Source organism: Salipaludibacillus sp. CF4.18 (genome assembly GCF_051262595.1).
GTDB classification, from domain to species: domain Bacteria; phylum Bacillota; class Bacilli; order Bacillales; family Salisediminibacteriaceae; genus Salipaludibacillus; species Salipaludibacillus neizhouensis.
On the sequence record NZ_JBIMEV010000029.1, the window covers coordinates 28353 to 54939 of the forward strand.

Here is a 26587-nt window from a genome sequence, read left to right on the forward strand (position 1 = left end):
TCCTGTTTTTTTAGTCCCATACTATTTTTTAATCGCAATAATCCTAATCCGTTTATAATCAGCAACCCATTCCCCTTCTTTGTAAAGGGCTGATTGAGCAGAGTTTCTGATTTTTTCATAAATTTCCTTTTTCTCTTTTGCGGAAAACTCGGGGAAAAAGTCAGCAGCAAAACTATCTAACCAATGATTTAAACCTTTTTCACCGTCCGCTAAAGGTGTAGGACGATCAAAATGAAGGGCAAATGAAACCTGAAATCCGTGCGCTTCCAACAACGTACTATACTCTCCGATGCTCGGGAAATACCATGGATTTCTTTCCGCAACATCTATTCCATAATCTTGAAAGAGCACCTCTTCGATCCCTTTAATAATAGAATGAACATTTCCTTCCCCACCAAACTCTGCAATAAACCTACCGCCAGGCCGTAATGCGAGATTAATCGATTCAATAACTTTGTCTGCCTGCTTCATCCAATGAAGTGCAGCGTTGGAAAAAACAGCATCAAATTTTTCCTCAGTTCTATATTTTTCGGCATTTTCAACATCGAATGTTATTTCCGGATACTTTTCACGTGCTTTTTCAATCATCTCTGCTGAAAAATCGATTCCTTTAACCATCGCACCTGACTCGGAAATGTCATGAGTCAAATCACCGGTTCCACATCCTAAATCAAGGATCTTCTCTCCCTCTTTTGGTTCTAGGAGATCTACTACACCTTTGCCAAAATAAGAGACGAAACTCAACTTATCATCATACAAGTTAGCATCCCATACATTTATTGAACTCATGTCGTATCCTCCTCAAATATAGAATTATCGTTGTTATGCCCCTATGTTATCTTTTTCCGAGCTGACATCTTTCATTTTGGGTCTTCCCGATATTGAAAGATATATGATCATACGAATAAGACGTTCTACCGGGCCCATTTTGAAATAAGAAAGGTACCATTTACTGCAAACAACCTGTGCGAAATAAACAACAAGACTAAATAGAAAACCATACATGACGCCCAACTCTCCAAATAAGCCCAGTCCATAGCCATAAAATACAGTGGTACAAATGATTGTCTGCATTAAATAATTTGTAAGGGAAAGTTTTACAACGTACCCAAATAAATTAAATATTGATGAATTTTTCACCGTCACATAAAGGTAAGCAAAAAAGAAAATATATCCGATGGATAAAAGTATGGAACCTGAACCAAACAGGACACCTGTCCAGGCTTGGTTTTCTAATAAGTAGTACAGGGCTTTAAACATAAGGCCAATCGGTAATAAAAAGGCTCCTTTCAAGTAAAAACTACGTTGCTTAACCGGCTCAGAAAACCAACCCTTTTTTGCGCCATACATTCCAAACAGAAATACAGGTGCTATAATAAGCGGGGCAAGGACAATAATGAATATCAGAAGTTCGTCCGGTATTCCCATTGCTGCTAAAGGATCTACGTTGTTTCTGTGATCCATGATCTGTAAGTAGCTACCTTGGCTATTAATTGTATTCGTATTTTCAATATATTGATTCATAAGTTCCGGATTCTCTATGTAAGAAGTAGAAGAGTCACCATAGCTTACTAATGAAGTAAGGGTAAAAAGGATAATCGCCCATGTGAGGAGCGTCTTTGTTTTTCTGTTCAAGTATAAGAGTAAAAACAGACCAGTTAAACCATAAGATAAAAGAATATCACCTTCCCATAAATAAAAGCTATGCAGGAAGCCTATTCCAATTAGAAGAAAAAAACGCCAAGCAAGTGTTCTTTTAACTGCTAAGTTACGTCGACGTAAATTCTCCTGCATTTTAACCATTCCAAAACCAAACAAAAAAGCAAATATCGGCATGAAGCTTCCTTCAACTGCTATTTTAAGAAAAGTATGAAAAGAAGAGTCAGCCTCCGATATATAACTAATTTCATCTTTTCCAAACAAACCATATTGAAAAATAAGCACATTAGCCGCTAGTATTCCTAAAAGACTTAACCCCCTCATTGCATCGATCAAATGAATACGTTCCGTTTTCAATTGTCACTCCTTCTTTCCGATAGTTTTATATCTCACCTTACAATCTTCTCTTATTTTAGCATAATATGACATTTACAAAACGATTATTTACAAAGTATTATTAAAAGTTTTCTGCTCCTTTTACTTAACCGAAAACGCAAAAAAGCACCAGTATTTTGTGCTTCTATAGTAAAGTTTTAATTTTCTTCTTCCCCCATTATTGAAGAAGGTGATAAACTTATAATTAGCGTATTCTATACAATAAATGGATATTACTTCGAGAAAAATTTGAGGGGTATGAATATGAAAAAAACACTGTTGATTTCCTTCTTTTTTCTATCTTTAGTAGGTTGTAGTTCGGAATTATCATATTCAGAAATTAAGCTTGAGGACACTCCAAAAAGTGTTCATACCTTTTTTGAAAGTGTAGAAGAGACAAATGGAACACACCTTTACACCGATGGAGAAAAGACTTATTATGTGATGTTAAATGGGAAAAACGTAGTACAGGGTGAAAAAGCCTTTCATTTTCGGAACTTCAGTGTAGATTCAGAGGCTGAAATCTTGAAAATTCATTTTACGGAGGAAGAAACAGACGATTATTCAAACGAAACATTAAATTACCAAGCGCTATATAAAGTAAATCTAGATAAGAATTATGAGCAAATTCGAAGTTTTAGAAACGATAAGGAAGCAACTTTCAAGGTTGTGTCGGGAAATTTGTAATAACTAGGCCTTGTTAGAACTGTGTGGAAATTTTCGTGTTGCTTAGGAGGAAACGTTGTTATTTCAATGAAAATGGAGTGTCGATTACATTCAATTTCTCTCCTTACTGAACCCATTACTATAATAAAGGAAATTTTTATGTAGATAACGTGTTAGACCAAATGAATTCTTTAATTTTTTTAATACTAAAAGAGGATGTTTCAAAGAGGTAATAAACTACCTTTTTGAAACATCCTCTAAAAATTTTAATCTTGTTGTGTTTCTGCAAACGCCCTTACAGGAAAGGTTCCAAAGCCTTTAATTTTTGGTGCAACAGCATTAAATATAAATCGTTTGTTTACGAGTTCTTCTAGATGGCATAAGTGCTTGACAATGAGTATTTCTGCACCTAATAGTGTCGTATGCACAGGTCTGGATTTCCCCTCTGTATCATCGATATTAACAGAGTCAATTCCAACCAAAGCTACTTTTTTATCCACTAAGTATTTTGCTGCATTTTCAGTTAAATAGGGATGACTCTCAAAATACTGATCCGTGTTCCAGTGCCTGTCCCAACCTGTATGAATGAGTATTGCTTTCCCCTCAACATCATGGTCGTAAAAAAATTTCTCACCAATTTCCTTTATACTTTGATCAATATTAATCATAATGCCTTCTAAGCCTGCCATTTTATTAATTGTCATCTCAGACAAGTCTTTACCGCTGGCATATCTATGAAATGGAACATCCACATACGTACCTGTATTGGATACCATTTCTATTTTTCCAATCTGAAACTCTGTTCCTTCTTCGTAATGGTTTCGGGATTCTTCCCTGCTTAAATAATCGCATATGATTGGTGCTGGAAGACCCTTATACGTGATAAGCCCATCTTCTATAGTATGACTTAAATCAATGTATGTTTTTTTCAAGTTTTGCACTCTCCCATCCCCTTTTTGTATCTACCTATAAGAATATTTTACCATTTTTAATTGATATCCTGAACCGCATTACCGTCCTATTAACACAACAACGTTTACGAAAGCAGACTTAACGTAAGAGACCTACTTCGTTTTTTCTATCTTATCCCCTTCACTATTTTCGCCAATGTTTTGATCCCATGCTCCATTTTTTCCAGGCTTCGTAGGAATACGAGAGTCGAATATAGGAAGGACCATTCTCTCGATAGACCGTTCCGGGGTTAATAAGAATATGCTGCTTCAGAGCAAGATCAAATAATTGTGACAAGGCGATGCTTGTATTAAACTTTACCCACACATAAAAAGATCCAGTTGGCACCTCCCAGGAGGCAAATTCGGAAAAATATTTTTCAAGCAACTCCATCAATCTCTTCTCTGTTTAAGTTCAGAGCGAATATGATAAACGTGCTCCTCGCACATATCTTCATTGGTGAACCACTTCTCTAAAACAGCTTGAGAGAAAGAACAAGCGCCATAGTCCATTTGCATTTTTAAATCAGCAAGCTGGTTAACAACGACTTCAGGTCCCACAATCCAACCAATTCTTAAACCCGGACTTAGGATTTTTGAAGCGCTCCCTAAATACAATATATTCCCGGTCTGGTCCATTGATTTCATAGCTTGCGGGGGCGGTGAATCTATCCAAAGTTCTCGATACACATCATCTTCTATTATTGGTAACTGATTAGATCGGCAAATATCTACTATTCCTTTTCTTTCCTCAGTAGAGTAGGTCATTCCCGTAGGATTATGAAAGGTTGGAATCGTATACAACAAATTGGCCTGGTGTTGAGCTTTTAGTGTTTTCAAAATCGAGACTTGATTCTTTATTTTACTTATAGGAACATCAATAAGGTTCATTTTGGCCGATTGAAAGACATTCAGCAAAAATAAGTAAGATGGTGATTCTACGAGTATCGAAGACTTTTCTTTTAAAAGTCCGTTTGCAATCAGTTGAAAGGCTTGCAACGCCCCCGAAACGATAAGCACACTGTCTGGTGAAGCATTTACACCGGACTTCCTTATGTATTTGCAAATAGCAACCCGCAATGGATAAGAACCTTTTGCCTCTTCATATCCTAAGTGTTCAGAGCTTAGAGTCAACGATGAAAGAATTTGATTTGTTTTTTTGACTGGTAATAGCGATGGAGATAGTTCACCTGTTCCCATTCTGATCGTTTCTCCTAAAAACTCCGCCTCATTTATCCGCTGAATAAATACTTTATTGGGTTTATACGTACTCCCCTTCACATAGCTTTCCCAGTCTGGAGTAGCAGAAGCAACAATATTCCCGGTATTATTGATGACTTTCGTCTCCTTACCTTCAATTCCTTCTACTAGTCCTTCTGCTATTAACTCTTCATATGCCTCTACAATAGTGCTTCTATTGACTGTGAACTACCCACCACTTAAATTCTAACAAATGTTGAAGAGGGGGCTTCTCGAATAATAGGTGCTTTTATTAGCCACCCAAATTGACCGAGCTATCCCCGCTGAACCAGCGGATCCACTTATTATTTAGGCTATTTTTGTTTCAGAAAGGAGTCTTTTTCCTTCGTTTTTAATATTCTTTGCCGCATTTTCGTCACGGTCAGATTCGTTCCCACATGAACATGTATACGTCCTTTCTGAAAGAAGCAGCGTTTCTTTCACTTCCCCACATTCGGAACACATCTTCGAAGAAGGAAACCATTTGTCAATTTTGACAAATGGTTTCCCAAGGTCTTCAAACTTGTATTGTAAGAAAGTTGTAAACCTACCCCAACCGTTATCAGATACGCTTTTTCCGAATGTAAGGGACTTAGATATGCCTTTCATATCAAGGTCTTCGATAGCGACGGCATCGTACTTATTTGCCAACGCATAACTCTTTTTATGAAGGAAATCACGACGTTGATGAGCTGTTTTTTCTTGTAACTTTGCCACTTTCCGTTTCTGTTTGTACCAACGACTGGAACCCTTTTTACGGCGTGACAAAACTCGCTGTTCTTTCGCTAGTTTTTCAAGAGATTGACGATAAAATCGAGGGTAATTGGCTTTCTCACCATCGCTTGTCACGTACAATTCACTCATAGAAAAATCAAGTCCAACAACGTTATGAGGTTCAACGGGTTTCGTTGCTTCTTCAAATTCCGTTAGAATCGAAGCGTAGATTTTCCCAGAACCAGTCATCGAGATGGTAACAGATTTCAATCGATGTGTTTCTGGAATGTCTCTATGTTGCTTTACCTTCACCCATTTTAATTTAGGTAACTTGAGATGACCATCCAAAAGTTCAATATTACCGTTCACAACGTTCGTAGTATACGTTTGCTTATGTTTCTTGCTTTTGAATGTTGGAAACTTGGCATTCTTTTTGAAGAAAGATTTATACGCTTTATCTAAGTTCATTTGAGCATTCGCTAAAGAAAGACTATCCACTTCTTTCAGAAACGGATAATCCGTTTTGTATTTAGCTGGAGTTGGGTGCTTTTGTTTCAACAACATATCTTTGTTATCCTTGAATTTCTCATACGTATCCATTCTATCTTTCAGCATTTTGTTATATGTAAAACGTACACAACCAAATGTTTTCTTCACTAAGTGAAGTTGTACAATTGTTGGGTATAAACGAAATTTGAATGCTTTGTTCTTTTTGGTCATATCAAGCCACCTACAAACATATGTTTGTAGGTTTATTTTACCAAACTACTGTCTATTTGTCTTTGTTTTTTCTATTTTGTTTTCTGAAAAAAAGATCAAAAAGAGCCATTCATCTCCCACCTAAAATTCTACCAAATTTTTGAGGAAGGAGACTTCTGGCTATAGTTCGTTAAAAAGCAATGCCAGCTTTCTTTGAGAAGGTAATCGCGTACCTATCGGCCATTCGCCAATGGCAATTTTCTCTTTTACATACTCTTTTATTTGTATGTAAATTGGAATATCACTTTTTCTGTTCGGCTGCCACTCCTGTTTCATCATGATGATCTCCTCCCTCAATTACGTCAACTGGTTGGGGTAGTAACCAACCAGTTGGATGGTGACAATGCAACGATATCCCTTATACTGTGTACTAATGTTGCAAAACTGCTAAGTGAATTTTATTAGGCTGTTTTCGTAATTTCATTCTATTTGGAAAAGCACCTCGAAAAAGCGGAACCGTCCGCTAAGAGTGGATTCAAGCAACGCCCTCTTCTAATTAGAAACAACAACTTAAAGGAGTAATGATATGGAAGCATTTATTCATGGTTTTACACTTGCCTTAGGTCTCATATTACCTATGGGAGTTCAGAACTTATTTATCTTCAATCAAGGAATCAATCAACCTAGTTTTTATAAAGCTCTGCCGGCGGTCATCACTGCATCATTGTGTGATACTCTGCTAATTTTAATAGCCGTTCTATCATTAAGTGCAGTAGCGGAACTTTTTGAGACAGTTAAAAGCATCTTTATCTTTGGTGGGTTCTTCTTTTTGCTTTTTATAGGTTGGTCGATTTGGAAAACACCGGTGAAGAATACTGAGAATTCCTCCCCTGCAACAGCAAGGAAACAAATTATTTTTGCAATATCTGTTTCTTTACTGAATCCCCACGCACTGCTTGATACTATCGGTGTGATTGGAACGAATTCGCTACTTTATGCTAATGATAGCATAGATAAGTGGTTGTTTATGGTGGCAACAGCCTCTGTTTCCTGGTTTTACTTTGCTATATTGGCTCTGATTGGCAAATTCATTGGAAATAAAGACAAAAGCTTTAAATTTCGCATTTTATTTAACAAAATTTCCGCTGTCACCATATGGATTCTTGCTTTCTATATGGTCCTCTATGGAATATAGCTTCTTTCGATTAGAACAGTGTTGACTAACAATACGTTCCTCTCAAATAATCCTTAATCACAACATAACAGAAAAAAACATCTCCACACTTGCTTAGACAAGTGTGGAGATGTTTTTTAGCTACGATGATACTTCTAAAGATGGCCGCCATTTTTTGGAAATTTCTGCAATATGATGCGGTGCAGTTCTGCAGCAACCACCAATAATACTGGCACCTGCATCAAACCATTCTTCAGACCTTACAGAGAAACTGTCGTGAGACTTTTGTCCGTGCCATGTGTTCGTGTCTGGATCATATGTTTCACCAGAGTTGGGATACACAATGATTGGTTTTCCCGTGAATGCTCGTAAGGCAGTGATAGCTTCCGTGACAAATGAAACTGGCGCACAATTGATACCGATAGCAGCAATTTGATAATTGTCCTCGAAAGCTTTCGCACAATCTTCCAGCAATGAACCATCACTAATTGCCGATTCATTTTTCAAAGAGAAGGTCAACCAGGCATAGGTTTCGGGAAACTCTTTTAATAAATTACTTAATACCTTCGCTTCTTGCAAGGAAGGAATCGTCTCAATGGCTAGCAAATCAGCTCCCGCCTCAATCAATGCTTTCATTCTTGCACGGTGAAATGTTCGTAGCGTTTCATCTGTCACGCCGTAGTTTCCAACGTATTCTGACCCATCTGCAAGGTAAGCTCCGTAAGGGCCCACCGATGCAGCAACCATCGGCTTAGGTCGATCAGTCTGTGTGCCTTCTTCTTTCCAAAAGTCATCTCTTGCTTCGCTTGCAAGAGATACTGTTTTCTTCATCAGCTCTAACGCTTCTTTTTCTTCAATCCCACGCATGGAAAAAGCCTCCACAGTAGCTTGATAGCTTGCGGTTATTACACAGTCCGCTCCAGCACGAAAATAATCCGCATGAACCTGATAAATCAACTCCGGTTTTTCAATTAATACCCGTGCTGACCAAAGGGGATCATCTAAATCACAGCCATGCCTCTCAAGCTCTGTAGCTAACGCCCCGTCCAAAATCATCGTTGGGTATTCCTGAAGAATAGCATTTATTGGGTTTGTTTTAATCGACATACGTGACCTCTTTTCTTCGTTAGATACTATTATTTTTCGTATCTTAATAGTATCTAATAAATACATAGGCGATGGAAGTAAAATTTTTTTTATACCAATAGGAACTATAGGTAATTTATTTACCCTATTTTTAGAAAAGCTTAAACTCTGAGCGTTTTTGGACGTGAAATTTACCATTCTTATTCAAATATTCGTTACTTGAACATAAAAACTGTAAAACTTTTCATCTTTCAATGCAAAGCTCTACTTCCTTGAAGAATAATTGCACTCTCTAAAACTCAGCAAATAGAAATCGAGCATTAAGTCTATTACTGCCTTAAAACTTTCTCTTTTTTGCATACCGCCTCGCACTGGTAGATGGCAGAAATTTAATTTTATACCTACCTTCCATTTCTTGCTTTACCTTTTTCGTCATAACGACTCCAATTTGATTAAATTCAGCCTCAAGTTCAACCCCATTAGGAAGTAGTTTATCTGTTTCCCAATCGATCCAATCTCCATACTTTAGTGCCCAGTAAGACAACTCCTTTGCTAATTCTTCGGAAACCGGAAAGTCTTCTAGGTCCAGATTACAACTGCACCTATTACACCAAATCGGATCTGCACCAACATCTCCTTCTATTCTAATATCATGTGTTTCTCCATTCTCACAACAACAGTTCATCCTTCTCACCTCTTATCCAATTAAACGCACTATTCGTTCCAAAAAATAAAAGATAAAATATGAACGAATGTGTTTTTCTTCCGACCCCTCCCTGTTATTTTAGATATTCAATAACACCTCTTTTAATTTAATATTTATAATATATTTAGGATCACTTTCGAACCAAAAAATTACATCGGTATCCAGTCCGAGTAGCCTAAAGCCTAAGAAATCTAATCTAGTTCCAGCATAAAGAAGAGAATGATAATTAGTATAAAATGTCTTTTCATTATTTCCCTCCACCTCTCCGGTTTTCGACTTCTCAGTTAGACTACTTTTCTAAAAGCCTCTTTATAATTAGACGTTTTAATTCATTTATAGTTCCATAATTTTTGATAACTTATTGATTCTTCAATCTCTTGCCACGGCGAATGTCTATAATTGCCACCACGTCACTAGCTATTAGAAACCTTTTGATGGTTTATTTACGTAACCTTTCAAAACTCACAACGACTATATCCATGGTTAAGACATATTGTTAATGAAAAGAAAATAATTAATGATGGAATTTTCTTGAATCAAAAATATACACTCGTAGTGGGAGTAGTGTTTGTAACTCTAGCAGGATGCGGAATGATCCAAATTAATTCTGACCAACCGAATAACACTATTAATCCCGATGTGGCTACTTCCGGAAATCAGGAGTCTCAGGCTGTTAGTGAAGACGAACTTTTTGAAAAAGTAATTGTTCACTCTGAAACGGAAATTGAACGGCTATTGATATATATAGGGGAAGGCGAAGCTAATATAGACTATGGTGCTCCAGTGAATGATATTAAAATCACAGTAGAGGAAAACTAGATACAGAGTCTAATAGTATTTCTTATAAGAGCATCTCAACTACCATTTATTCACAAGACAAATTTTATTTTTAAAATTTAAGGCATTTTGCTTTTTCTTTGAGTTATTATTTATTATAATTATAAAGTAAGAATGAATATTGTTTTTAGATTATTTTTTTTACGGGGAGAGGCAGAATTTGCTGCTTACTCTTCTCGAAACAAAAGGGGGAAAAACATATGGACATGAAAGACAATGAGAACGTTGGAAAGTGCCCGGTTACCCATCAAGGTATCCCTGGTAAATCTATTAAAGGTACATCAAACAAAGACTGGTGGCCAAACCTTCTAAACCTGAATATTCTTCATCAACATGACACAAAAACTAACCCACTTGGGGAAGAATTTAATTATGCTTCAGAATTTAAGAAACTCGACTACGATGCTATGAAGAAGGATCTTCTTAACCTTATGACAGACAGTCAGGACTGGTGGCCTGCGGATTACGGACATTATGGTCCATTCTTTATTCGTATGTCTTGGCATGCGGCAGGAACATATCGTATGGGAGACGGCCGCGGAGGCGGTGCAAGCGGATCGCAGCGTTTTGCTCCTCTTAACAGCTGGCCTGACAACGGCAACCTGGACAAAGCACGTCGTTTACTTTGGCCGATTAAACAGAAGTACGGCAACAAGCTTTCTTGGGCCGACTTACTCGTTCTTGCAGGAAATGTCGCGATTGAATCAATGGGTGGAAAGACTATTGGTTTCGGCGGTGGACGTGAAGATATTTGGCATCCGGAAGAAGATGTCAACTGGGGTCCTGAAACTGAATGGCTCGGAGATAAACGTTATTCCGGTGAACGCGAGCTGGAGAATCCTCTTGCTGCCGTTCAAATGGGCTTGATCTATGTGAATCCTGAAGGTCCAAATGGCGAGCCTGATCCACTTGGAAGTGGCCGTGACATCCGTGAAACCTTTAAGCGTATGGGAATGAACGATGAAGAAACCGTAGCACTCACTGCCGGTGGTCATACTTTCGGTAAGGCACACGGCGCAGGAGAACCTACTCATGTCAGTGAAGAACCAGAAGGCTCTCCTCTTGAATCACAAGGATTCGGCTGGAAGAGTACTCATGAAACTGGACATGGTCCGTACACAATCACTAGTGGAATTGAAGGTGCTTGGACTCCGACTCCGACAAAGTGGGATATGACTTACTTTGATGTACTGTTCGGATATGAATGGACGCTTACGAAGAGCCCTGCCGGTGCTCACCAATGGGAACCTGTTAATCCGGATGAGAAACATATGGCACCAGATGCAGGCAATCCAGACAAAAAAGTGAAGATCATGATGACTACGGCAGACATGGCAATGCGCATGGATCCGGCCTACGAAAAGATTTCCCGTCGATTTCATGCGAATCCAGATGAATTTGCTGATACCTTTGCACGCGCATGGTTTAAGCTACTTCACCGTGATATGGGTCCTCGTGATCGCTATCTTGGTCCAGAAGTTCCAAAAGAAGATTTCATCTGGCAGGATCCTATTCCATCCGTTGATTATAAATTAACAGATGCAGAAATTGAAGATTTGAAAGCAAAAATCCTTGACTCTGACCTTACAGTAAGCGAACTAGTCAAAGTGGCATGGGCTTCCGCAAGCACTTTCCGTGGCTCAGACAACCGTGGCGGTGCAAATGGTGCCCGAATTCGACTTGCTCCACAGAAGGACTGGGAAGGAAATGAACCGGAACAGCTTTCAAAAGTGCTATCTGTCCTTGAAAACATTCAGAATGGCCTGGATAAAAAGGTCAGTATTGCTGACTTGATCGTTTTGGGCGGAACTGTAGCGGTCGAAAAAGCGGCAAAAGATGCAGGCTTTGATGTAAAAGTTCCATTTACACCAGGACGCGGCGATGCCACACAGGATCAGACGGATGTAGAAAACTTTGAAGTTCTTGAGCCTGTAGCAGATGGTTTCCGTAACTTCCAGAAGAAAGAGTATGCTGTAACTTCAGAAGAGCTTCTTGTAGACAAGTCTCAGTTATTGGGTCTCTCTGCTCATGAAATGACAGTACTTGTTGGAGGTATGCGTGTTCTGGGAGCTAATCACGGTGGCACTCAGCACGGCGTTTTCACCGATCGTGTCGGCACCCTCACAAACGATTTCTTTGTGAACCTGCTTGATATGGGAATCGAGTGGAAACCATTAGACGGCGGTATTTATGAAGGACTCGACCGCAAAACTGGGAACGTTGTTCGCACCGCAACAAGAGTAGATCTCGTTTTCGGTTCACATTCCGTTCTCCGCGGACTTTCCGAAGTATATGCACAGGATGACAACAAAGAGAAATTTGTTAACGACTTTGTCTCTGTTTGGGTCAAAATCATGAACGCAGATCGTTTCGACATTAAGTAATAAAGCGAACAGCTATGAAGCAAATAAACGATTTATCAATTAATTGATAGTATAAAAAAGTCCTACAAGATTATCTAAATGATAATCTGTAGGGCTTTTTTTCATTTATGGTTAAACATTGAAGAAGGACATAGGTTAGAGCCACCTTTGCCATCTAATTTGATCCACCTAGGACAAGAAAAACTATAAGATATAGGAAAGATTCTTCCGCTCCCCTAGCAGTAGGTTTGAATCAAGGGACCTTCCCCTGCTTTACTATATTAACGGATACGATCTAACTTCCACACAAAGGCGCGATTCGATGGGGCGTATAAAAGCAGCGGATCCGTATCGAAATAGGCATCCTGTAAAAATGGTACAATCTTATTGATTTTTATTTCTGCTTCTGCTTTTTGTAGATCCCATGGTGCATGATGAATATCTCCTCTGTAAACTTGCTTACCTTTTGTTGTCCATAAACAATATCGAGCTGTTAACCAATCCTCAATACTTCCTTTGGTAGCAGTAAAGACCGGCGAAGTTGGGCGATACGCTACATGAAAGCTTGCATCCGGATAACCTCGATGTGTTCGTTCACATTTAAAATCAACCCTTCCATTTACTTCTGTCATTTCCATATCAGCATTAACATATGGTAGGGAGAATAATTTTCGTGCACCGGCTACCGCTAGCTTATGATTTGCATCTAATGTGAAAAAATAAACACCTGGTTTTCCATTATATTTCACATATGTTCGCACATTTAATTCAAGAAAGGACTGAGCATAAGGAACCTGTGGCAACCCATGCATTCTAATATTATTCATTGCAAACGGAACAATGCCAATCCAGCCCATTCCATCAAATGTGTCTAGCTCAAGTTCTGGTGGTATATGCTGTTTAAGTTCCTCAACAGGAATAGGCCAATGCATGAATAGCAACTGATCCCATACTTGCGTCATAAGCCATGGACTTTTTGGAAGCGGATATGGACGATGTTCCACTTCATTTAGTTCGTGATACATTATGCTGTCCCCCCTACGATTCTTTCTCACATGTTTACTGTAATAGTAACGCTTACTCGTTGGTTTAAGTACAACCTATCAAATTCAAATTTTAAATATTGTCGATCATTGCCTTTATTGCACTCACTATGATTTCTGGTTCATCATTTTGTATATAATGGGCACTATTTTCAGCAATTATGAATTTACCATTTGAAGATATCCCAAGAATCTCTTTCTGCATTTCATTCCATAACACTTGCGATTCCTCTGAATAATGAGCTTTTTTGCCAGCTGAAAGAACAATTAATGGAACATTTAATTTCCTTCTGGCTTCTTTTAGCTGATTTAAACTTTCTATGAATTCATCATAATTACCTTCGTAAACAAATTGGTTGTTATATGCTTGTTGAAGCTCTTCTGGCATCGTTGGAAGAAATCTTTCTCTATAATTTTCAGGTGTAGAATCAACCAAGATAAGACCACAAACTTCAGTATGATATTCAGTTGCATACAACCGTGTATTAACACCACCAAATGAATGTCCAACTAATATGTATGGAGGTTTTATTTCCGCTTCATTCAGGAGTCCATTTAGTTCTTTAACCATTTCACGGCTTGTTCTTCGATTAGAACTTGATTCACTCTTCCCAAGTCCTGCTCTATCATATATGAAAACGTCAGACAACATGGAGACTTCATTTATGACTGACTCCCAAGCCTTGGAATAATCTCCATAACCAGCATCCATTACAATAGTGGCTTTACCATTATTGTGACCAATCAGCTTAGCATATAGTTTACATCCGCTTATTTGTACCAACATCTCTTTTGTCATTCAATCCGTTCCTCTCTTTCTAATTCTGTTATTGAAGAAGTATCCCCACTTCAACAAGAAAAGGCACTACTCCCTCGAAGTAATGCTTTCGATAGCTTAATAAATTTAGTTGAAAATAAAAGTCAAGTAATCCCCATGTCCTCTTATAGGTTTTTCGGTTCATATCGGTATTTGAATCCCTGACTCAGTATTATGTTTCAAGCTTGGAGAGCATTTAATTTTGGCCTTTTTGGCTATTGAGATCCCAAAGAAGTCTCTAAAATTATTTATAAGACTACATTGTTGTCTCTATTGTTTTCATTAGTCGTTGAATCATCTCAATACATTTTTTCTATGGGAAGAACCTCAAATATTGATATGATGTTATTCTAAATACTTTTGGAGGATTTATAGGTGCTGTAATTGGCTATTTACTTATTAATTTAAAACGTTAACTAAAACTTCCTTCCACCGATACTAAATTCTTCAATCTTAATATGTTTCTGCTATTCTTTAAGAAAAAATTATAAAAGGAATTCCAATAAACACATTTTTATCAAAAGGGGCGGTTACAATCAATAAAAATTTAATTCTATTAGTAGCTTTGCTTATACTTTTTTTAGGTGGGTGTGATTCACAATTTGGAATAAAATCTTCTAAAGTCACATTAATAACCGTTTCGGAGTTTAAAAATTTTGGTCACCTTAATGAAGATGAACTAATGAAGTTAGACAGCTCCTCGCAAATTAATCCGATGATCGAATCAATTAATTCTGCCAATAAAATGGACGGAGCAGTAGATATGGCTGAAGGAGATTTTGATATTAGAATTGTTCAAGATAACAGCACAGAAAAACACTTCCACTTATGGTTGGATAAAAATTCAGAAAGAAGCACCATTATGGATGTTGGTGATACACACACTATATACTCCATATCGGAATCATCGACAAAAACATTAAAGGATTTGTTGCTGGATTAAGTTCTGTTAAACAGACCTATTCATAAGTAGCGCGTTTCCCCAAAAATGATAGCAAAATCATGCATATATGGCTGGCATCATCACCTTCTCTTATACCTCAAGATCGGTAAGCCTTCCCTTAATGTATAATCATCCATTTGTAATGGGACTGTTGGGTGTCAGAAAAGAAGCGTCTCCACTCCATAGTAGAAACGCCATCCTTACATAATCGAGACTGAGTTTACTTAAGTTATTTTCGGGAAGATCCCCCTCGCAATTTTTTGCAAGAAACAATTTAAAGTGAATATACGAACCCTAGTGTAATTAAGACTACTGAGAGGCGAATGATAACTATCAGAAATTCATTTTGAAAACTTTTCGTCAAGAATGAACTTCCGAAATAGATAGAAATTCCTGTAGTAAGTGTAGCCAGGATATAAGAGATGAAAACGCCAATTTTCTGCGTTTTGTTAAGTTTTGCGAGGGTTTCACTGTGTTTGGATACAAAATAGATCACTACTCCTACCCAGGAAAATAATGAGAATATATCGCTCATTCAAATCCCCTCCTACCGTTTCAGTTTATCAAGGAATGGAAATTTATTCAATTATTTTGTAAGTTATTTCCTCTAAAGGAAGGTAGGGGATATGTCGTTATATGTTAAAAACATATTAGAGAAACACATGCACTTTGTGAAAAACAGTACGTAAAGCTGTCGCTGTTATTGTTGAACTAATGTGTCAGGAAGAAAAACTATAGCCAGTATCGCATAAATATACCCATTATGTTATTATTATACATAAAAGGGAGTGTTCTTTTGGTTAAAGAAGAATGGAAATATAGAAATTTTCTTATAACAAAAGATAAAAACGATTTAGATATTAATGCAATTTATAATTTTTTGAGTAAAGAGTCGTATTGGTCAAAAGGGATTTCTATGGATGAAGTAGTTAAATCCATTAGAAATTCAGCACTTTGTTTCGGTATGTATCATGTAAATCATTATAATGAAAAGACCTTGATTGGCTTCGCAAGAGTCATATCGGATTTAGTTACTTTTACTTTTCTAACTGATGTATTTGTCATAAAGGAATACCGTAGCCAGGGGTTAGGAAAGTGGTTAATTCAAACCATTACTGATTACCATGAGTTAGATATTCGTAGAATAATGTTAAGTACAGATGATGGTCATTCTTTATACTCGGAATATGGTTTTGAAGCGTTAGATAAACCGAATGTTTTTATGCAAATAAAAGGAAAAGGAGCCATTTAATTCATGAAGATTATACCTAAATCGTTAAACCTTAAAGACTATTTAGTAGAAACAGATATAATAAATTTTTCACACCCACTAATTAAAAATATTGTGAATGAATTATTTAGCGATAGGCAGACAGAAATGGAACAGATTAAATCAGCTTTCTTATTTGTACGAGATGAAATTTCTCACTCTTGGGATATTCAAGGTACACGAGTGACATGTAATGCTTCAGATGTTATGAAAGTAAAGGAAGGAATTTGTTATGCTAAATCAAATTTATTAGCTGCTATGTTAAGGTCAAAAGGCATACCTGCGGGCTTTTGTTATCAACGACTAATGATTTTTGACACACCAGACAAGGGGTATTCTCTCCACACACTTAACGGAATCTTTCTTAGTCAGTTAAATCAATGGATTCGGTTAGATGCTCGTGGAAATAAACCTGGAGTTCAAGCAGAATTTTCTACAACGGAGGAAAAATTGGCATTCTCTGTTCAAGAAGAATTTGACGAAATAGATTACCCATCTATTTATGCAGAACCAAACTATAAAACAATAGAAACCTTACAGTCTAATTCTGATGCAATAAAAATGTATAAACATTGTTTACCAGATTACTTATAAACAGAAAAAAACTATCAATAACCTTATTGTACTATCGACGGGTTAGGTTAAGGTGGATTGGAATTATTATGGTAAATTGGACGTTCATGCATACTCCCACAAGCTAAGTTATACCCTGGTTGCCCCATTTCCATAGACGGACTTACTTTCGGAGAGTAAACTAAACTACCAAGAACTTTTTTGCAGAGATAGACTATATAAGAGTCAGAATGCAGAGGAAAGACCGAGCTCCTCTAGCTTTTTTCCCTACTCTCTTTTCGTATTAATGTTTTGAGTTGAGTAACGCCCGACAAAGATGTCGGTGGAAGAAATAGCAAAGAAATTCTGCGTGTTTTAATACCTTCAAGACCGAGGAAAAGAGTAAAGGAAAGCAAGAGAAATATGCTTGATCGACAGAAAAAAAGAAAGAGAAAAAGCCTGGAAGATCGTCTGAAAGGAGCAGAGAAAAAGAGTGGTTGAAGGATTGGGGTTAAAGGTTTTTCGATTAAAAAATCCAGAGGAAAAGATGCGAATAAAACGGGTGGAGCGAGTCTTTAAAGCGTGGGAAAAACCGTAAGGGGAAAGTGCTTTGGGTTCAGGATGGCATGAAAAAAAGCTTGAGGTCACATTTCTTTTCTCTGAGCCTCAAGCTTACCAACCATTATATACATATTACAATATTGAATTTACTTTAAAACTCCACCTTTTTTTGGTTTGTAACAATGAGCAATGTTTTTCCTTTATCTAGTTCTTCTTCTAAATCTTCTGCTTTCTCTGTATCAAATCCCATTTCTTTCATTTTAGTATTAAGCTTGTCTCCTTTGGAACGAAAGACATTTTTTAATGTTGTTCCTACTCCTAATTCACTAACCCCGATCTTGTTTGCATCAGTGTTTTTTCTACTTCTTTGTTCATGGTCGTTGTCATGGGAAAGAACATAAATATCTTCATCACGAACACCATCTTTTCTAAGTTTTCCAATCGATTCGCTTAATTTTTCATCGTCGTGAAATATTTTGAATAAAGGTTTCATTTGCATTTCCTCCTCATATATTATGAATATCGTTTTCGTAATAGATAGACAAACTACATGTAAATTTAATATTATGGAATCTATTTATCCATCTCATAGAATACCTTTTCCATTATAATGATACTATTCTTTTTTATTCCCGATAAGATTATTTTAAAACACACAACTATAAAATAGAAATAGCGATAAAAAGCACGTTACCCATATTAGGATAACGTGCTTTTACTTAGGATAGGACCTTTTTGTCAAACAACAAAAAATTTATGATTCTTTCATTACCCTACTCAACAGTCACACTTTTAGCCAAATTTCTTGGCTTATCTACGTCGCAGCCTCTGTGAAGAGCTGCATAGTAAGCGATAAGCTGGAGTGGAATTACACTCACTAGTGGAGTGAGGTATTTGTGAACCTTTGGCATAACGATTTTATCGTCTTCTTCTGCGAATCCTTCCATGCTGATCATGCATGGGTTCGCACCACGAGCCACTACTTCCTTCATGTTTCCACGAATGTTTAAGTGTACGTTTTCTTGCGTCGCAAGACCAATAACTGGTGTACCTTCCTCAATTAATGCAATTGTTCCGTGCTTTAGTTCCCCACCGGCAAATCCTTCTGCCTGAATGTAGGAGATCTCTTTTAACTTAAGTGATCCTTCCATACAAACGTGGAAATCCATTGAACGTCCAATAAAGAAGCAATTCCTTGATAGACTCAAGTAGTCTCGTGCAATTTGCTCGAGAGTGTCTTTTTGATTCGTGAAGATATCCATCGCATTTGCAACGATTGCTAATTCTTGCAATGGATCAAAATCCATTTTCACACCTCGGGCAATCGCGCTGTCCACAGCAAGTATTGCCAATACAGCCATTTGGGCAGTATAGGCTTTTGTTGACGCAACTGCTATTTCAGGACCGGCAAACGTATGAAGCGTAAAATCAGACTCACGAGATAACGTTGATCCAGGTACATTTGTAATCGTTAAAGATGGTAATCCTAATTTTTTAACATTCACGAGTACTCCGCGAGAATCCGCAGTCTCTCCGCTTTGTGATATAAAAATAAAGAGTGGCTTTTTACTTAGTAAGGGCATATTATAGAGAAATTCACTTGCAATGTGCGTTTCCGTTGGGATTCCCGAGATCTTCTCGATAAATTCTTTTCCAACGAGACCTGCGTGGTAGCTGGTACCTGCTGCAATAATGTAAATACGGTCAGCTGCTGCCATTGCTTGTCGAATGTTCTCGTCTAATTTAATGCTTTCATTGTCGTCCTTGTATTTCGTGATAATGTTTCGAATAACAAATGGTTGCTCATCAATTTCCTTAAGCATAAAGTGAGGATACGTACCTTTTTCTATGTCTGATGAATCTAGCTCAGCCACATAAGAAGCACGAGATACCTCTTGCCCGTCTAACGTTTTGATTGTTGCCTTTTCTTGTGTAACCACAACAATCTCTTCGTCGTATAATTCCACAAACTCGTTAGTCACTTGAAGCATCGCCATAGCATCACTTGCCACAACATTGACATTATCACTTAGTCCGACAAGGAGCGGACTTTTATTTTTTCCTACATAAATAGTATTTGGATCTTGGTTGTCTAACAAAGCCGTTGCGTAAGAGCCTTTTAAGACGCTTAATGATTTACGAAAAGCTTCTTCTGTTGTTTTACTTTCAGAAGCAAACTTCTCTACAAGCTGAACGATGATCTCTGTGTCCGTATCACTGACCATCTCTACGCCTACCAAGTGTTCTCTTCGTAACTGTTCGTAATTTTCGATGACTCCGTTATGAACAATTGTATATCGAGAGCTTGAGCTCTGATGAGGGTGAGCATTTAATTTGCTTGGAACGCCATGAGTTGCCCAACGCGTGTGCCCAATTCCAGTGAATCCTGCTTCTGTTTCATCAACGGCTTCACGAAGATTTGCAATACGCCCTTTTTCTTTATAGACGTGGACTCCTGTTTCGTTAGCGATCGCAATACCCGCAGAGTCATAACCTCGATATTCTAATTTTTCTAATCCCCGCAATAAAATTTCCTTTGCATCTTTTGTTCCTACATATCCGACAATTCCACACATAACAATCATTTCCTCCCATAGTGGGACAAGAAATGCTTTAGGGGCATCTTGCCCCACTCTTCATTTATATTTGTTTGTTCTACGTTTTATTTGTTTTTAAATCATCTATTACTTTGGCTTTTGTTCGATGAGTCGCCTCTTCGTTTTAGGCCTCAGTTTTCGGTTGTGATGTGGCAACCGGGAGGTATCCGCCGAAACTTTCGATAATCCTCCTCCTCGTCAACTACGATAATTTTCCGTTCATACCGTAGTCCAGGCGCTATAATATTTCGTCACCAATTGACCCTTCTGGCCTCCTTTTTTCCCTTGAATACGTCTAATCATACTACAAGTTGGGAAATTCGGTCAATTCTTTTATATACCCAGAAGCATCGAGAGAAAAACACGCGAACCCCTTGGTAATTTCTTAACTCAAAAATAACTCGATGCTTCTATATACTATGCTTCAACTTTCTCATTTGATCCATTCAAATATATGAACGATATAAATTAAGAAAAAGTACGATCAGTTTATTGAAAACTTATCTTCTTTGAATATCTATGTTGTTTTTGCATTCCGCCTAGAGTGGATCCGCTCTCTATGTTCGATAACAAACAACAACCTCTAAATAGAATCTTGTCTGACGTTATATGAAATGATGTCAACAATACCTGTGACGAAATTAGCTGTACATTAGATTGTTTATATGTTGGTAGCGCTTTACTATAGAAGTACAGAGATAAACAATCTCAGATAATTTAAAAGGAGGAACAAACAATGGCACAAGAAAAAAGTACGATTCGTACAAAAGTTCAACATTTCGGTAACTTTTTAAGTAGCATGATCATGCCGAATATTGGGGCTTTCATCGCTTGGGGACTTATTACTGCACTTTTTATTCCAGATGGCTATTTCCCAAATGAAACGCTTGTTCAACTCGTTGATCCTATGATCCTTTATCTTTTACCTCTATTAATTGGTTTTACTGGTGGTAAACTCGTTCACGGAGTACGTGGTGGAGTCGTCGGTGCCACAGCTACGATGGGTGTCATCGTAGGCGCAGATATACCGATGTTCATCGGTGCGATGATCATGGGACCTCTTGGTGGTCTTGTCATCAAGCAACTAGATAAACTAGTTGAAGGTAAAATTAAGCCCGGATTTGAAATGCTCATTAATAACTTCACTTCCGGTATATTCGGTGGCGCGTTAGCTATCTTTGGATTATTAGGTGTCGGTCCTATTGTATCGGCATTTAGTCAAGCAATGGGAGCAGGGGTAGAAGTTATAGTAGATGCTGGCCTATTACCACTTGCAAGTATTCTCATTGAACCAGCAAAAGTGTTATTTCTAAACAATGCGATTAACCACGGTGTACTAACACCACTGGGTTTAGAGCAAGCTTCAGATGTAGGGAGATCGATTCTTTTCCTATTAGAAACAAATCCAGGTCCCGGTCTGGGAATATTACTAGCTTTCTCTTTCTTTGGCAAAGGGATGGCAAAGCTTTCTGCACCAGGTGCTGTAATCATCCATTTCTTTGGTGGGATTCATGAAATCTACTTCCCATATATTCTAATGAAACCAGCGTTAATACTTGCAGCTATCGCTGGTGGTATGAGTGGTATTTTCACCTTCAACTTGCTTGGAGCTGGATTACCTGCAAGTCCGTCACCAGGTAGTATTATCGCCTACGCGCTCTTAACACAGCCTGGATATTACATCCCCGTATTCTCAGGAGTCCTTGTTGCAACCATCGTTTCCTTTGTAGTTGCGGCTGTTATCTTGAAAGCTAGTAAAGACAAAGGTGAAGACGATATCACAGAAGCAACCTTAAAGATGGAAGAAATGAAAGGAAAGAAAAGCAGTGTCTCTTCTTCCCTTGGAGCATCAACTGAGAAATCGGAAAAAGAGTTTAATTACAAAGAAGTAAACAAAATTATCTTTGCCTGCGATGCCGGAATGGGATCAAGTGCAATGGGAGCTTCTATTTTAAAGAACAAAGTAAAGAAAGCCGATCTTGGGGTTGATGTTTCCAACACGTCGATTAGTAACATACCGGAAGATGCTGATGTTGTCATTACACACAAGGATCTAACGCCACGTGCAAAAGAAAAACGCCCGGATGCAGAACACATTTCGGTTGAAAATTTCTTAAGTAGTCCCGAGTATGATAACCTTGTGGAAAAGCTAAAGTAACGCAGTCAAACGACTGTATCGGAGTGATAAAACATGTATGTTTCTGCGAGAGACCGACTAATTCTAGAGCTTCTCATCCAGCAACGAGAGGGAGTTACTGTCCGAGAGATAGCTAACTCTCTCCATGTTAGTGAAAGAACCATTCATCGAGATTTAAATACATTTACCTCCCTTCTTCAGCCTTACGAACTTGTATTAGAAAAAAAGGCTGGAAAGGGAGTTATATTAAAAGGGACTAAGGAACAAGTCGATCAATTTAACCAGGATTTACAAGATGCTAACTACTTTGATTTTTTACCCGAACAAAGACAAGTACTGATCGCCTGTAAATTATTAGAATCCTTGGAACCCCTCAAACTTCATTCTTTAGCAACTGACTTGAATGTGACCGTTGCAACCGTCAGCAGTGACTTGGAAAAAGTGGATGCCTGGTTGTTAACACACGGTGTTACCACCGAAAAACGACGAGGACTAGGCATTCAAATTACTGGAACAGAGTCTGCAAAAAGACGTGCAATCAGCAGAATACTAGCGGAAAACTTTAATGAATCAGATATTTTACAATATATTAGGCGACGAATTCCAAGCAATGATGCTGACGTTTCCCAATCAATAGCCGGGCAGCTACTTGGTTTTATTAATGTTGATAAACTTAAGGTTGTCGAGGAAGCTGTAAAAAAGATTAACCAATCCCTTCCTTATAAAATTGCTGATTCTGCCTATATCGCCTTGGTTGTTCACCTCGCATTAGCAATAGAGCGTATTACAAAAGGCGAAAGAATTACAATAAACAAGGAGCTTTCGAGTCATTTAAAAGAAAAAAAGGAGTACACCCTGGCAAACGATCTTGCGACAGAATTGGAAATGAAGTTTGGACTTCATATACCTGAAGCCGAAGTTGGCTATATTACGATGCATCTTAGGGGAGCTAAGTTCCGCCATGATCAACACATTTCCTTTAATGAAGACAATCTTGATACAGCCATGATTGCCAAGCAGTTAATGACTCATGTTTGCAAAGGTTATGACGTTGATCTAGCAAATGACAATTCACTTTATCAAGGGTTGTTGGCACATTTGGATCCCGCACTTTACCGGTTAAAACAAGGGATGCATATTCATAATCCTCTTCAAGATAAAATACAGCATAACTATCCGAAGCTATTTGATAAAGTAAAACAAGCATTTAATGACGTTTTACCTCACCTTTCTATCCCAGACGAAGAAATTGGATTTCTTGTCCTGCACTTCGGCTCAGCCATTGAAAGAGATGACAATAGACGCAGACATAAAGCACTCGTTATTTGCTCCAGTGGTATTGGGTCTTCAAAAATGATCGCGAGTAGATTGCAAAATGAGTTTCCAAACATTATTGATGTGAAAAATATATCGATGTTTGAATTAGATCAGAAAAATTCTGAAGAGCTCGATTTGGTGATATCAACCATTCCACTAGTCGATCATTCAATCGATTATGTGCAAGTGAATCCATTTTTGACGGATGAGGATGTTCGAAAAATTGAAGATTACATTGAAAGGAAAGAACACCTGTCATCAGTAAATGAACATATGAGCAGAAAGATAACCAATGAAAAAGGCACAGATATGATTAATACCGCAGAAGCAACCACAATGTTGACACAAATGCACCGTAGTCTTCCGGTTACGATCGACTTGCTTCATCACTTTAAAATTTATGTAAATAACCATAAAAAAGATGTGTGGAAATCGATATTTGATGTTGTGCAGCACCTAAAAGAGCAAGGGATAGTAACAAACTCAGAGGAAGTTGTTGATCATCTGAAAGTTCGAGAAGAAATGTCGGGTCTTGGTATCCCAAACACCGTGATGGCACTCTTTCATGCACGAAGTGATCACGTCGAAAAACCAGTATTTATTATCAATGATTTAACGAATTCTTCTAGAGTTAACTCAATGGATGGGGAGACGATAGAGATGACAAGAATCTTATTAATGCTTGGTCCAACTGACATGTCGGAAGAAGAAACAGAAGTACTAAGCTCAATCAGTAGTATGATCATCGACAGTGAGGAAAGTACGGCTTTGTTTGAATCCGGAACTGAAAAAGAAATCTCCAATCATATAAGTCGTAAAATGATCGTTTTTTATCAAAATCATTTAAAGAAGGAGAGTTAAAATATGACTAAACAAGTTTTAGCAAAAGAAAATGTAATCCTTAATGCAAAGGTATCGTCTAAAGAAGAGGCTATTAAAAAAGCCGGCCAACTTTTAGTGGATGGTGGATATGTAGACCCTTCCTATGTAGACAAAATGTTTGAACGAGAAGAGATTACTTCCACCTATATGGGGAATCTAATCGCTATTCCTCATGGGACTGAGGATGCCAAAGAGAGTGTTCTAGCCTCTGGAATATCTATCCTCCAAATTCCTGAAGCCATTGATTTTGGAAACGGGAATGAAGTGAAAGTTGTCTTTGGTATTGCCGGCAAAAATAACGAACACCTTGAGATTCTTTCTCAGATTGCGATCCTATGCTCTGAAATGGAGAATGTCGAAAAAATTGTCAACGCTGCTTCAGAAGATGAATTGCTAGCTTTATTTAGCGAGGTGGAATAAATGAAGGCCTTACACTTTGGCGCCGGAAACATCGGACGCGGTTTTATTGGTAAAATCCTAGCTGATGCAGGTTACAGTATTACTTTTGTGGATGTGAATCACGAAGTCATTGATGCCTTAAACGAGATGAATTCTTATCATGTACACTATGCGGAAGAAGACAAACGTTCCTTTGAAATTACGAACGTTCAAGGGCTGCATTCACAAAAAGACGAATCCCATGTTATCGAAGCTATTGCTTCTGCGGATTTAGTGACTACTGCGGTAGGTGCACATATTCTTCCCCATATCGCGGCCACTTTAGCAAAGGGGTTAGTTTCCAGGTCTACTTCACACCCCCCCTTAAATGTCGTCGCTTGTGAAAATGCTTTGGGTGGAACGGATCTATTAAAAGCAGAAGTCGAAAAACACCTCTCCTCGGAGGACTGGGACCACGTTTCGAAAATTGTTGGTTTTCCAAACGCGGCTGTTGATCGGATCGTTCCCATCCAAAACCAAACAAATCTCTTGGATGTGTTAGTAGAACCGTTTTTTGAATGGGTCGTCGAACGTAAAAATCTGAAGGGTGACCTTCCTCCTGTAACTGACATTCATTTCGTTGATGACTTGGAAGCTTATATTGAACGGAAGTTGTTCACGGTAAACACTGGTCATGCGGCAACCGCATATTTTGGCTACTTAGATAATAAAAAGACAATCCAGGAAGTGTTAGAGGACGAAGCAATCAAACGACAAGTCAGGTCTGTTCTTGAAGAGACGGGAAGGTTAATTTGCGAGAAGCATACCTTTGATAGTGAAGATCATGAACGTTATATTGAAAAGATTCTTCAAAGGTTCCTAAATCCATTTATTGTAGATGAAGTAACAAGGGTTGCTAGGCAGCCAATCAAAAAACTCGGCCATAATGAACGTCTTGTTAGTCCAGCTGTGCAGTTGTTAGACAAAGGTATCGAAATAGATGCCTTATACGATGTAATCGTTGCTGCATTAAAGTTTGATTATCCTCAAGACAATGAGGCAGAAGAGTTACAAAAGAAACTTAACGATAGTGGTATTCAAAAAGCATTTAGTTCCATATCCGGATTAGCTGAGGATCATACCATCGTAAAAGAAGTCGCACGAAGATATGCACAGTAGCTATTCTTCGTTTTGCAGTCTTAAAAAAACTTTGTGTCTTTTTCTCTATTTTGGTTCTTTTTTGTCAAGGAAGATTGTTTGGAAGAATTACCGCTCGCTTTCCGTGGATGATCCGCAAGCCTCCTCGAGCAAACGAACGCTCTGCGGGGTCTCGCGGATTCTTCCAAACAACAATTTTTTATAGAGGATGAGCGAAGCCGCTGCATTGTTTTAAGCCTGGTCCGAGTGGTTTTCTCAGTACAGGCGAGCAGTGTGTGTAGCCATTGCACTTAACAGGCTATTTTTTTGAAAAAACAACTCGAAGTAGCGAAGGTTGCGACTCCCTCAGGAAAAGTTATTATGCCGGGGTTCCGAACTGCTTTAATAAATTTTCAAAAATTTTTTGTGAGCCCTGGCCGAATAAAAGCCACTAGATTTTGAAGTAATTCAAAATTATGGTACTC

25 protein-coding genes are annotated in these 26587 nt (G+C 38.1%); 11 read left to right on the forward strand and 14 right to left on the reverse strand.

All coding sequences use genetic code 11. The features are described 5' to 3' along the window. Positions 1 to 21: 21 nt before the first annotated feature. Both ACHABW_RS16280 and ACHABW_RS16285 read right to left on the reverse strand, forming a co-directional pair. Positions 22 to 789 (reverse strand): methyltransferase domain-containing protein, encoded by a 768-nt coding sequence (locus ACHABW_RS16280; protein WP_435756706.1) that lies wholly within the window; start codon positions 787 to 789, stop codon positions 22 to 24. 33 nt (positions 790 to 822) lie between these two features. Beyond that, the gene (locus ACHABW_RS16285; RefSeq protein ID WP_435756708.1) at positions 823 to 2016 is read right to left on the reverse strand and encodes a DUF418 domain-containing protein; all 1194 of its coding nucleotides are present in this window, start codon (positions 2014 to 2016) and stop codon (positions 823 to 825) included. A 282-nt stretch (positions 2017 to 2298) separates the two neighbouring features. On the opposite strand from ACHABW_RS16285, the gene ACHABW_RS16290 reads away from it, so the two are divergent. Further along, positions 2299 to 2721, forward strand: a complete 423-nt coding sequence (locus ACHABW_RS16290) for a hypothetical protein (RefSeq protein WP_435756710.1) — start codon at positions 2299 to 2301, stop codon at positions 2719 to 2721. A gap of 245 nt (positions 2722 to 2966) precedes the next feature. Here ACHABW_RS16290 and ACHABW_RS16295 read toward each other — a convergent pair whose 3' ends face one another. From ACHABW_RS16295 to ACHABW_RS16315, 5 genes are all read right to left on the reverse strand, one after another. Next, on the reverse strand, positions 2967 to 3632 hold the full coding sequence (locus ACHABW_RS16295) for a cyclase family protein (RefSeq protein WP_435756711.1): 666 nt from the start codon (positions 3630 to 3632) through the stop codon (positions 2967 to 2969). A 163-nt stretch (positions 3633 to 3795) separates the two neighbouring features. Next, positions 3796 to 4038, reverse strand: a complete 243-nt coding sequence (locus tag ACHABW_RS16300; RefSeq protein ID WP_435756713.1) for a hypothetical protein — start codon at positions 4036 to 4038, stop codon at positions 3796 to 3798. Positions 4039 to 4043: 5 nt separating this feature from the next. Further along, complete coding sequence (locus ACHABW_RS16305; protein ID WP_435756715.1) at positions 4044 to 4850, reverse strand: PLP-dependent aminotransferase family protein; 807 nt, start codon at positions 4848 to 4850, stop codon at positions 4044 to 4046. 348 nt (positions 4851 to 5198) lie between these two features. After that, positions 5199 to 6323, reverse strand: a complete 1125-nt coding sequence (locus tag ACHABW_RS16310; protein WP_435756717.1) for an RNA-guided endonuclease InsQ/TnpB family protein — start codon at positions 6321 to 6323, stop codon at positions 5199 to 5201. Between the two features lie 159 nt (positions 6324 to 6482). Next, entirely contained in the window at positions 6483 to 6641 is a 159-nt protein-coding gene (locus tag ACHABW_RS16315; RefSeq protein WP_435756719.1) for a hypothetical protein, read from the reverse strand. 247 nt (positions 6642 to 6888) lie between these two features. Between ACHABW_RS16315 and ACHABW_RS16320 the strand changes: the two genes are divergently transcribed. After that, positions 6889 to 7497: a LysE/ArgO family amino acid transporter gene (locus ACHABW_RS16320; RefSeq protein ID WP_110937787.1), complete on the forward strand. Its 609-nt coding sequence runs from the start codon at positions 6889 to 6891 to the stop codon at positions 7495 to 7497. 120 nt (positions 7498 to 7617) lie between these two features. On the opposite strand, the gene mmuM is transcribed toward ACHABW_RS16320, so the two are convergent. Further along, positions 7618 to 8583 (reverse strand): homocysteine S-methyltransferase, encoded by a 966-nt coding sequence (gene mmuM, locus ACHABW_RS16325; RefSeq protein ID WP_435756721.1) that lies wholly within the window; start codon positions 8581 to 8583, stop codon positions 7618 to 7620. 316 nt (positions 8584 to 8899) lie between these two features. After that, a complete protein-coding gene (locus ACHABW_RS16330; RefSeq protein ID WP_435756723.1) occupies positions 8900 to 9247 on the reverse strand; it encodes a hypothetical protein in 348 nt (115 codons plus the stop codon). Between the two features lie 612 nt (positions 9248 to 9859). On the opposite strand from ACHABW_RS16330, the gene ACHABW_RS16335 reads away from it, so the two are divergent. Beyond that, positions 9860 to 10087, forward strand: a complete 228-nt coding sequence (locus ACHABW_RS16335) for a hypothetical protein (RefSeq protein WP_435756725.1) — start codon at positions 9860 to 9862, stop codon at positions 10085 to 10087. A 218-nt stretch (positions 10088 to 10305) separates the two neighbouring features. Further along, positions 10306 to 12489 carry a catalase/peroxidase HPI gene (gene katG, locus ACHABW_RS16340; protein ID WP_435756727.1) on the forward strand — a complete coding sequence of 728 codons (2184 nt, stop codon included), beginning with the start codon at positions 10306 to 10308 and terminating at the stop codon, positions 12487 to 12489. A gap of 260 nt (positions 12490 to 12749) precedes the next feature. Here the strand turns inward: katG and ACHABW_RS16345 are convergent, their stop codons facing one another. Beyond that, positions 12750 to 13493 carry a YqjF family protein gene (locus tag ACHABW_RS16345; RefSeq protein WP_435756729.1) on the reverse strand — a complete coding sequence of 248 codons (744 nt, stop codon included), beginning with the start codon at positions 13491 to 13493 and terminating at the stop codon, positions 12750 to 12752. Between the two features lie 91 nt (positions 13494 to 13584). After that, entirely contained in the window at positions 13585 to 14310 is a 726-nt protein-coding gene (locus ACHABW_RS16350; protein ID WP_435756731.1) for an alpha/beta fold hydrolase, read from the reverse strand. Positions 14311 to 15010: 700 nt separating this feature from the next. On the opposite strand from ACHABW_RS16350, the gene ACHABW_RS16355 reads away from it, so the two are divergent. Continuing rightward, entirely contained in the window at positions 15011 to 15271 is a 261-nt protein-coding gene (locus ACHABW_RS16355; protein ID WP_435756733.1) for a hypothetical protein, read from the forward strand. 274 nt (positions 15272 to 15545) lie between these two features. On the opposite strand, the gene ACHABW_RS16360 is transcribed toward ACHABW_RS16355, so the two are convergent. After that, entirely contained in the window at positions 15546 to 15806 is a 261-nt protein-coding gene (locus ACHABW_RS16360; protein ID WP_435756735.1) for a hypothetical protein, read from the reverse strand. Between the two features lie 261 nt (positions 15807 to 16067). Here ACHABW_RS16360 and ACHABW_RS16365 point away from each other — a divergent pair, with 261 nt between their 5' ends. Together ACHABW_RS16365 and ACHABW_RS16370 are read left to right on the forward strand one after the other, a co-directional pair. Next, positions 16068 to 16523 (forward strand): GNAT family N-acetyltransferase, encoded by a 456-nt coding sequence (locus ACHABW_RS16365; RefSeq protein ID WP_435756737.1) that lies wholly within the window; start codon positions 16068 to 16070, stop codon positions 16521 to 16523. A gap of 3 nt (positions 16524 to 16526) precedes the next feature. Beyond that, complete coding sequence (locus tag ACHABW_RS16370; protein WP_435756739.1) at positions 16527 to 17135, forward strand: transglutaminase-like domain-containing protein; 609 nt, start codon at positions 16527 to 16529, stop codon at positions 17133 to 17135. Between the two features lie 670 nt (positions 17136 to 17805). On the opposite strand, the gene ACHABW_RS16375 is transcribed toward ACHABW_RS16370, so the two are convergent. Both ACHABW_RS16375 and glmS read right to left on the reverse strand, forming a co-directional pair. Next, positions 17806 to 18147 (reverse strand): general stress protein, encoded by a 342-nt coding sequence (locus ACHABW_RS16375; protein ID WP_435756741.1) that lies wholly within the window; start codon positions 18145 to 18147, stop codon positions 17806 to 17808. A gap of 280 nt (positions 18148 to 18427) precedes the next feature. Further along, positions 18428 to 20230: a glutamine--fructose-6-phosphate transaminase (isomerizing) gene (gene glmS, locus ACHABW_RS16380; protein ID WP_435756757.1), complete on the reverse strand. Its 1803-nt coding sequence runs from the start codon at positions 20228 to 20230 to the stop codon at positions 18428 to 18430. Between the two features lie 757 nt (positions 20231 to 20987). On the opposite strand from glmS, the gene ACHABW_RS16385 reads away from it, so the two are divergent. From ACHABW_RS16385 to ACHABW_RS16400, 4 genes are read left to right on the forward strand one after another with little or no spacing between them, the layout of a single operon-like run. Continuing rightward, positions 20988 to 22409 carry a PTS mannitol transporter subunit IICB gene (locus ACHABW_RS16385; RefSeq protein ID WP_435756743.1) on the forward strand — a complete coding sequence of 474 codons (1422 nt, stop codon included), beginning with the start codon at positions 20988 to 20990 and terminating at the stop codon, positions 22407 to 22409. A 33-nt stretch (positions 22410 to 22442) separates the two neighbouring features. Continuing rightward, complete coding sequence (locus ACHABW_RS16390) at positions 22443 to 24566, forward strand: BglG family transcription antiterminator (protein WP_435756745.1); 2124 nt, start codon at positions 22443 to 22445, stop codon at positions 24564 to 24566. Positions 24567 to 24569: 3 nt separating this feature from the next. Beyond that, positions 24570 to 25007 (forward strand): PTS sugar transporter subunit IIA, encoded by a 438-nt coding sequence (locus ACHABW_RS16395; protein ID WP_435756747.1) that lies wholly within the window; start codon positions 24570 to 24572, stop codon positions 25005 to 25007. Beyond that, on the forward strand, positions 25008 to 26144 hold the full coding sequence (locus ACHABW_RS16400; RefSeq protein WP_435756749.1) for a mannitol-1-phosphate 5-dehydrogenase: 1137 nt from the start codon (positions 25008 to 25010) through the stop codon (positions 26142 to 26144). It begins immediately after the preceding gene. Positions 26145 to 26587 lie beyond the last annotated feature (443 nt).

Coding starts and splice junctions, on each gene's coding strand:
- ACHABW_RS16280 (WP_435756706.1), bottom strand. CDS start 789: ATGAGTTCAATAAATGTATGGGATGCTAACTTGTATGATGATAAGTTG.
- ACHABW_RS16290 (WP_435756710.1), top strand. CDS start 2,299: ATGAAAAAAACACTGTTGATTTCCTTCTTTTTTCTATCTTTAGTAGGT.
- ACHABW_RS16305 (WP_435756715.1), bottom strand. CDS start 4,850: ATGGGAACAGGTGAACTATCTCCATCGCTATTACCAGTCAAAAAAACA.
- ACHABW_RS16310 (WP_435756717.1), bottom strand. CDS start 6,323: ATGACCAAAAAGAACAAAGCATTCAAATTTCGTTTATACCCAACAATT.
- ACHABW_RS16315 (WP_435756719.1), bottom strand. CDS start 6,641: ATGATGAAACAGGAGTGGCAGCCGAACAGAAAAAGTGATATTCCAATT.
- ACHABW_RS16320 (WP_110937787.1), top strand. CDS start 6,889: ATGGAAGCATTTATTCATGGTTTTACACTTGCCTTAGGTCTCATATTA.
- mmuM (WP_435756721.1), bottom strand. CDS start 8,583: ATGTCGATTAAAACAAACCCAATAAATGCTATTCTTCAGGAATACCCA.
- ACHABW_RS16330 (WP_435756723.1), bottom strand. CDS start 9,247: ATGAACTGTTGTTGTGAGAATGGAGAAACACATGATATTAGAATAGAA.
- ACHABW_RS16335 (WP_435756725.1), top strand. CDS start 9,860: ATGATCCAAATTAATTCTGACCAACCGAATAACACTATTAATCCCGAT.
- katG (WP_435756727.1), top strand. CDS start 10,306: ATGGACATGAAAGACAATGAGAACGTTGGAAAGTGCCCGGTTACCCAT.
- ACHABW_RS16345 (WP_435756729.1), bottom strand. CDS start 13,493: ATGTATCACGAACTAAATGAAGTGGAACATCGTCCATATCCGCTTCCA.
- ACHABW_RS16350 (WP_435756731.1), bottom strand. CDS start 14,310: ATGACAAAAGAGATGTTGGTACAAATAAGCGGATGTAAACTATATGCT.
- ACHABW_RS16355 (WP_435756733.1), top strand. CDS start 15,011: ATGAAGTTAGACAGCTCCTCGCAAATTAATCCGATGATCGAATCAATT.
- ACHABW_RS16360 (WP_435756735.1), bottom strand. CDS start 15,806: ATGAGCGATATATTCTCATTATTTTCCTGGGTAGGAGTAGTGATCTAT.
- ACHABW_RS16370 (WP_435756739.1), top strand. CDS start 16,527: ATGAAGATTATACCTAAATCGTTAAACCTTAAAGACTATTTAGTAGAA.
- ACHABW_RS16375 (WP_435756741.1), bottom strand. CDS start 18,147: ATGAAACCTTTATTCAAAATATTTCACGACGATGAAAAATTAAGCGAA.
- glmS (WP_435756757.1), bottom strand. CDS start 20,230: ATGTGTGGAATTGTCGGATATGTAGGAACAAAAGATGCAAAGGAAATT.
- ACHABW_RS16385 (WP_435756743.1), top strand. CDS start 20,988: ATGGCACAAGAAAAAAGTACGATTCGTACAAAAGTTCAACATTTCGGT.
- ACHABW_RS16390 (WP_435756745.1), top strand. CDS start 22,443: ATGTATGTTTCTGCGAGAGACCGACTAATTCTAGAGCTTCTCATCCAG.
- ACHABW_RS16395 (WP_435756747.1), top strand. CDS start 24,570: ATGACTAAACAAGTTTTAGCAAAAGAAAATGTAATCCTTAATGCAAAG.
- ACHABW_RS16400 (WP_435756749.1), top strand. CDS start 25,008: ATGAAGGCCTTACACTTTGGCGCCGGAAACATCGGACGCGGTTTTATT.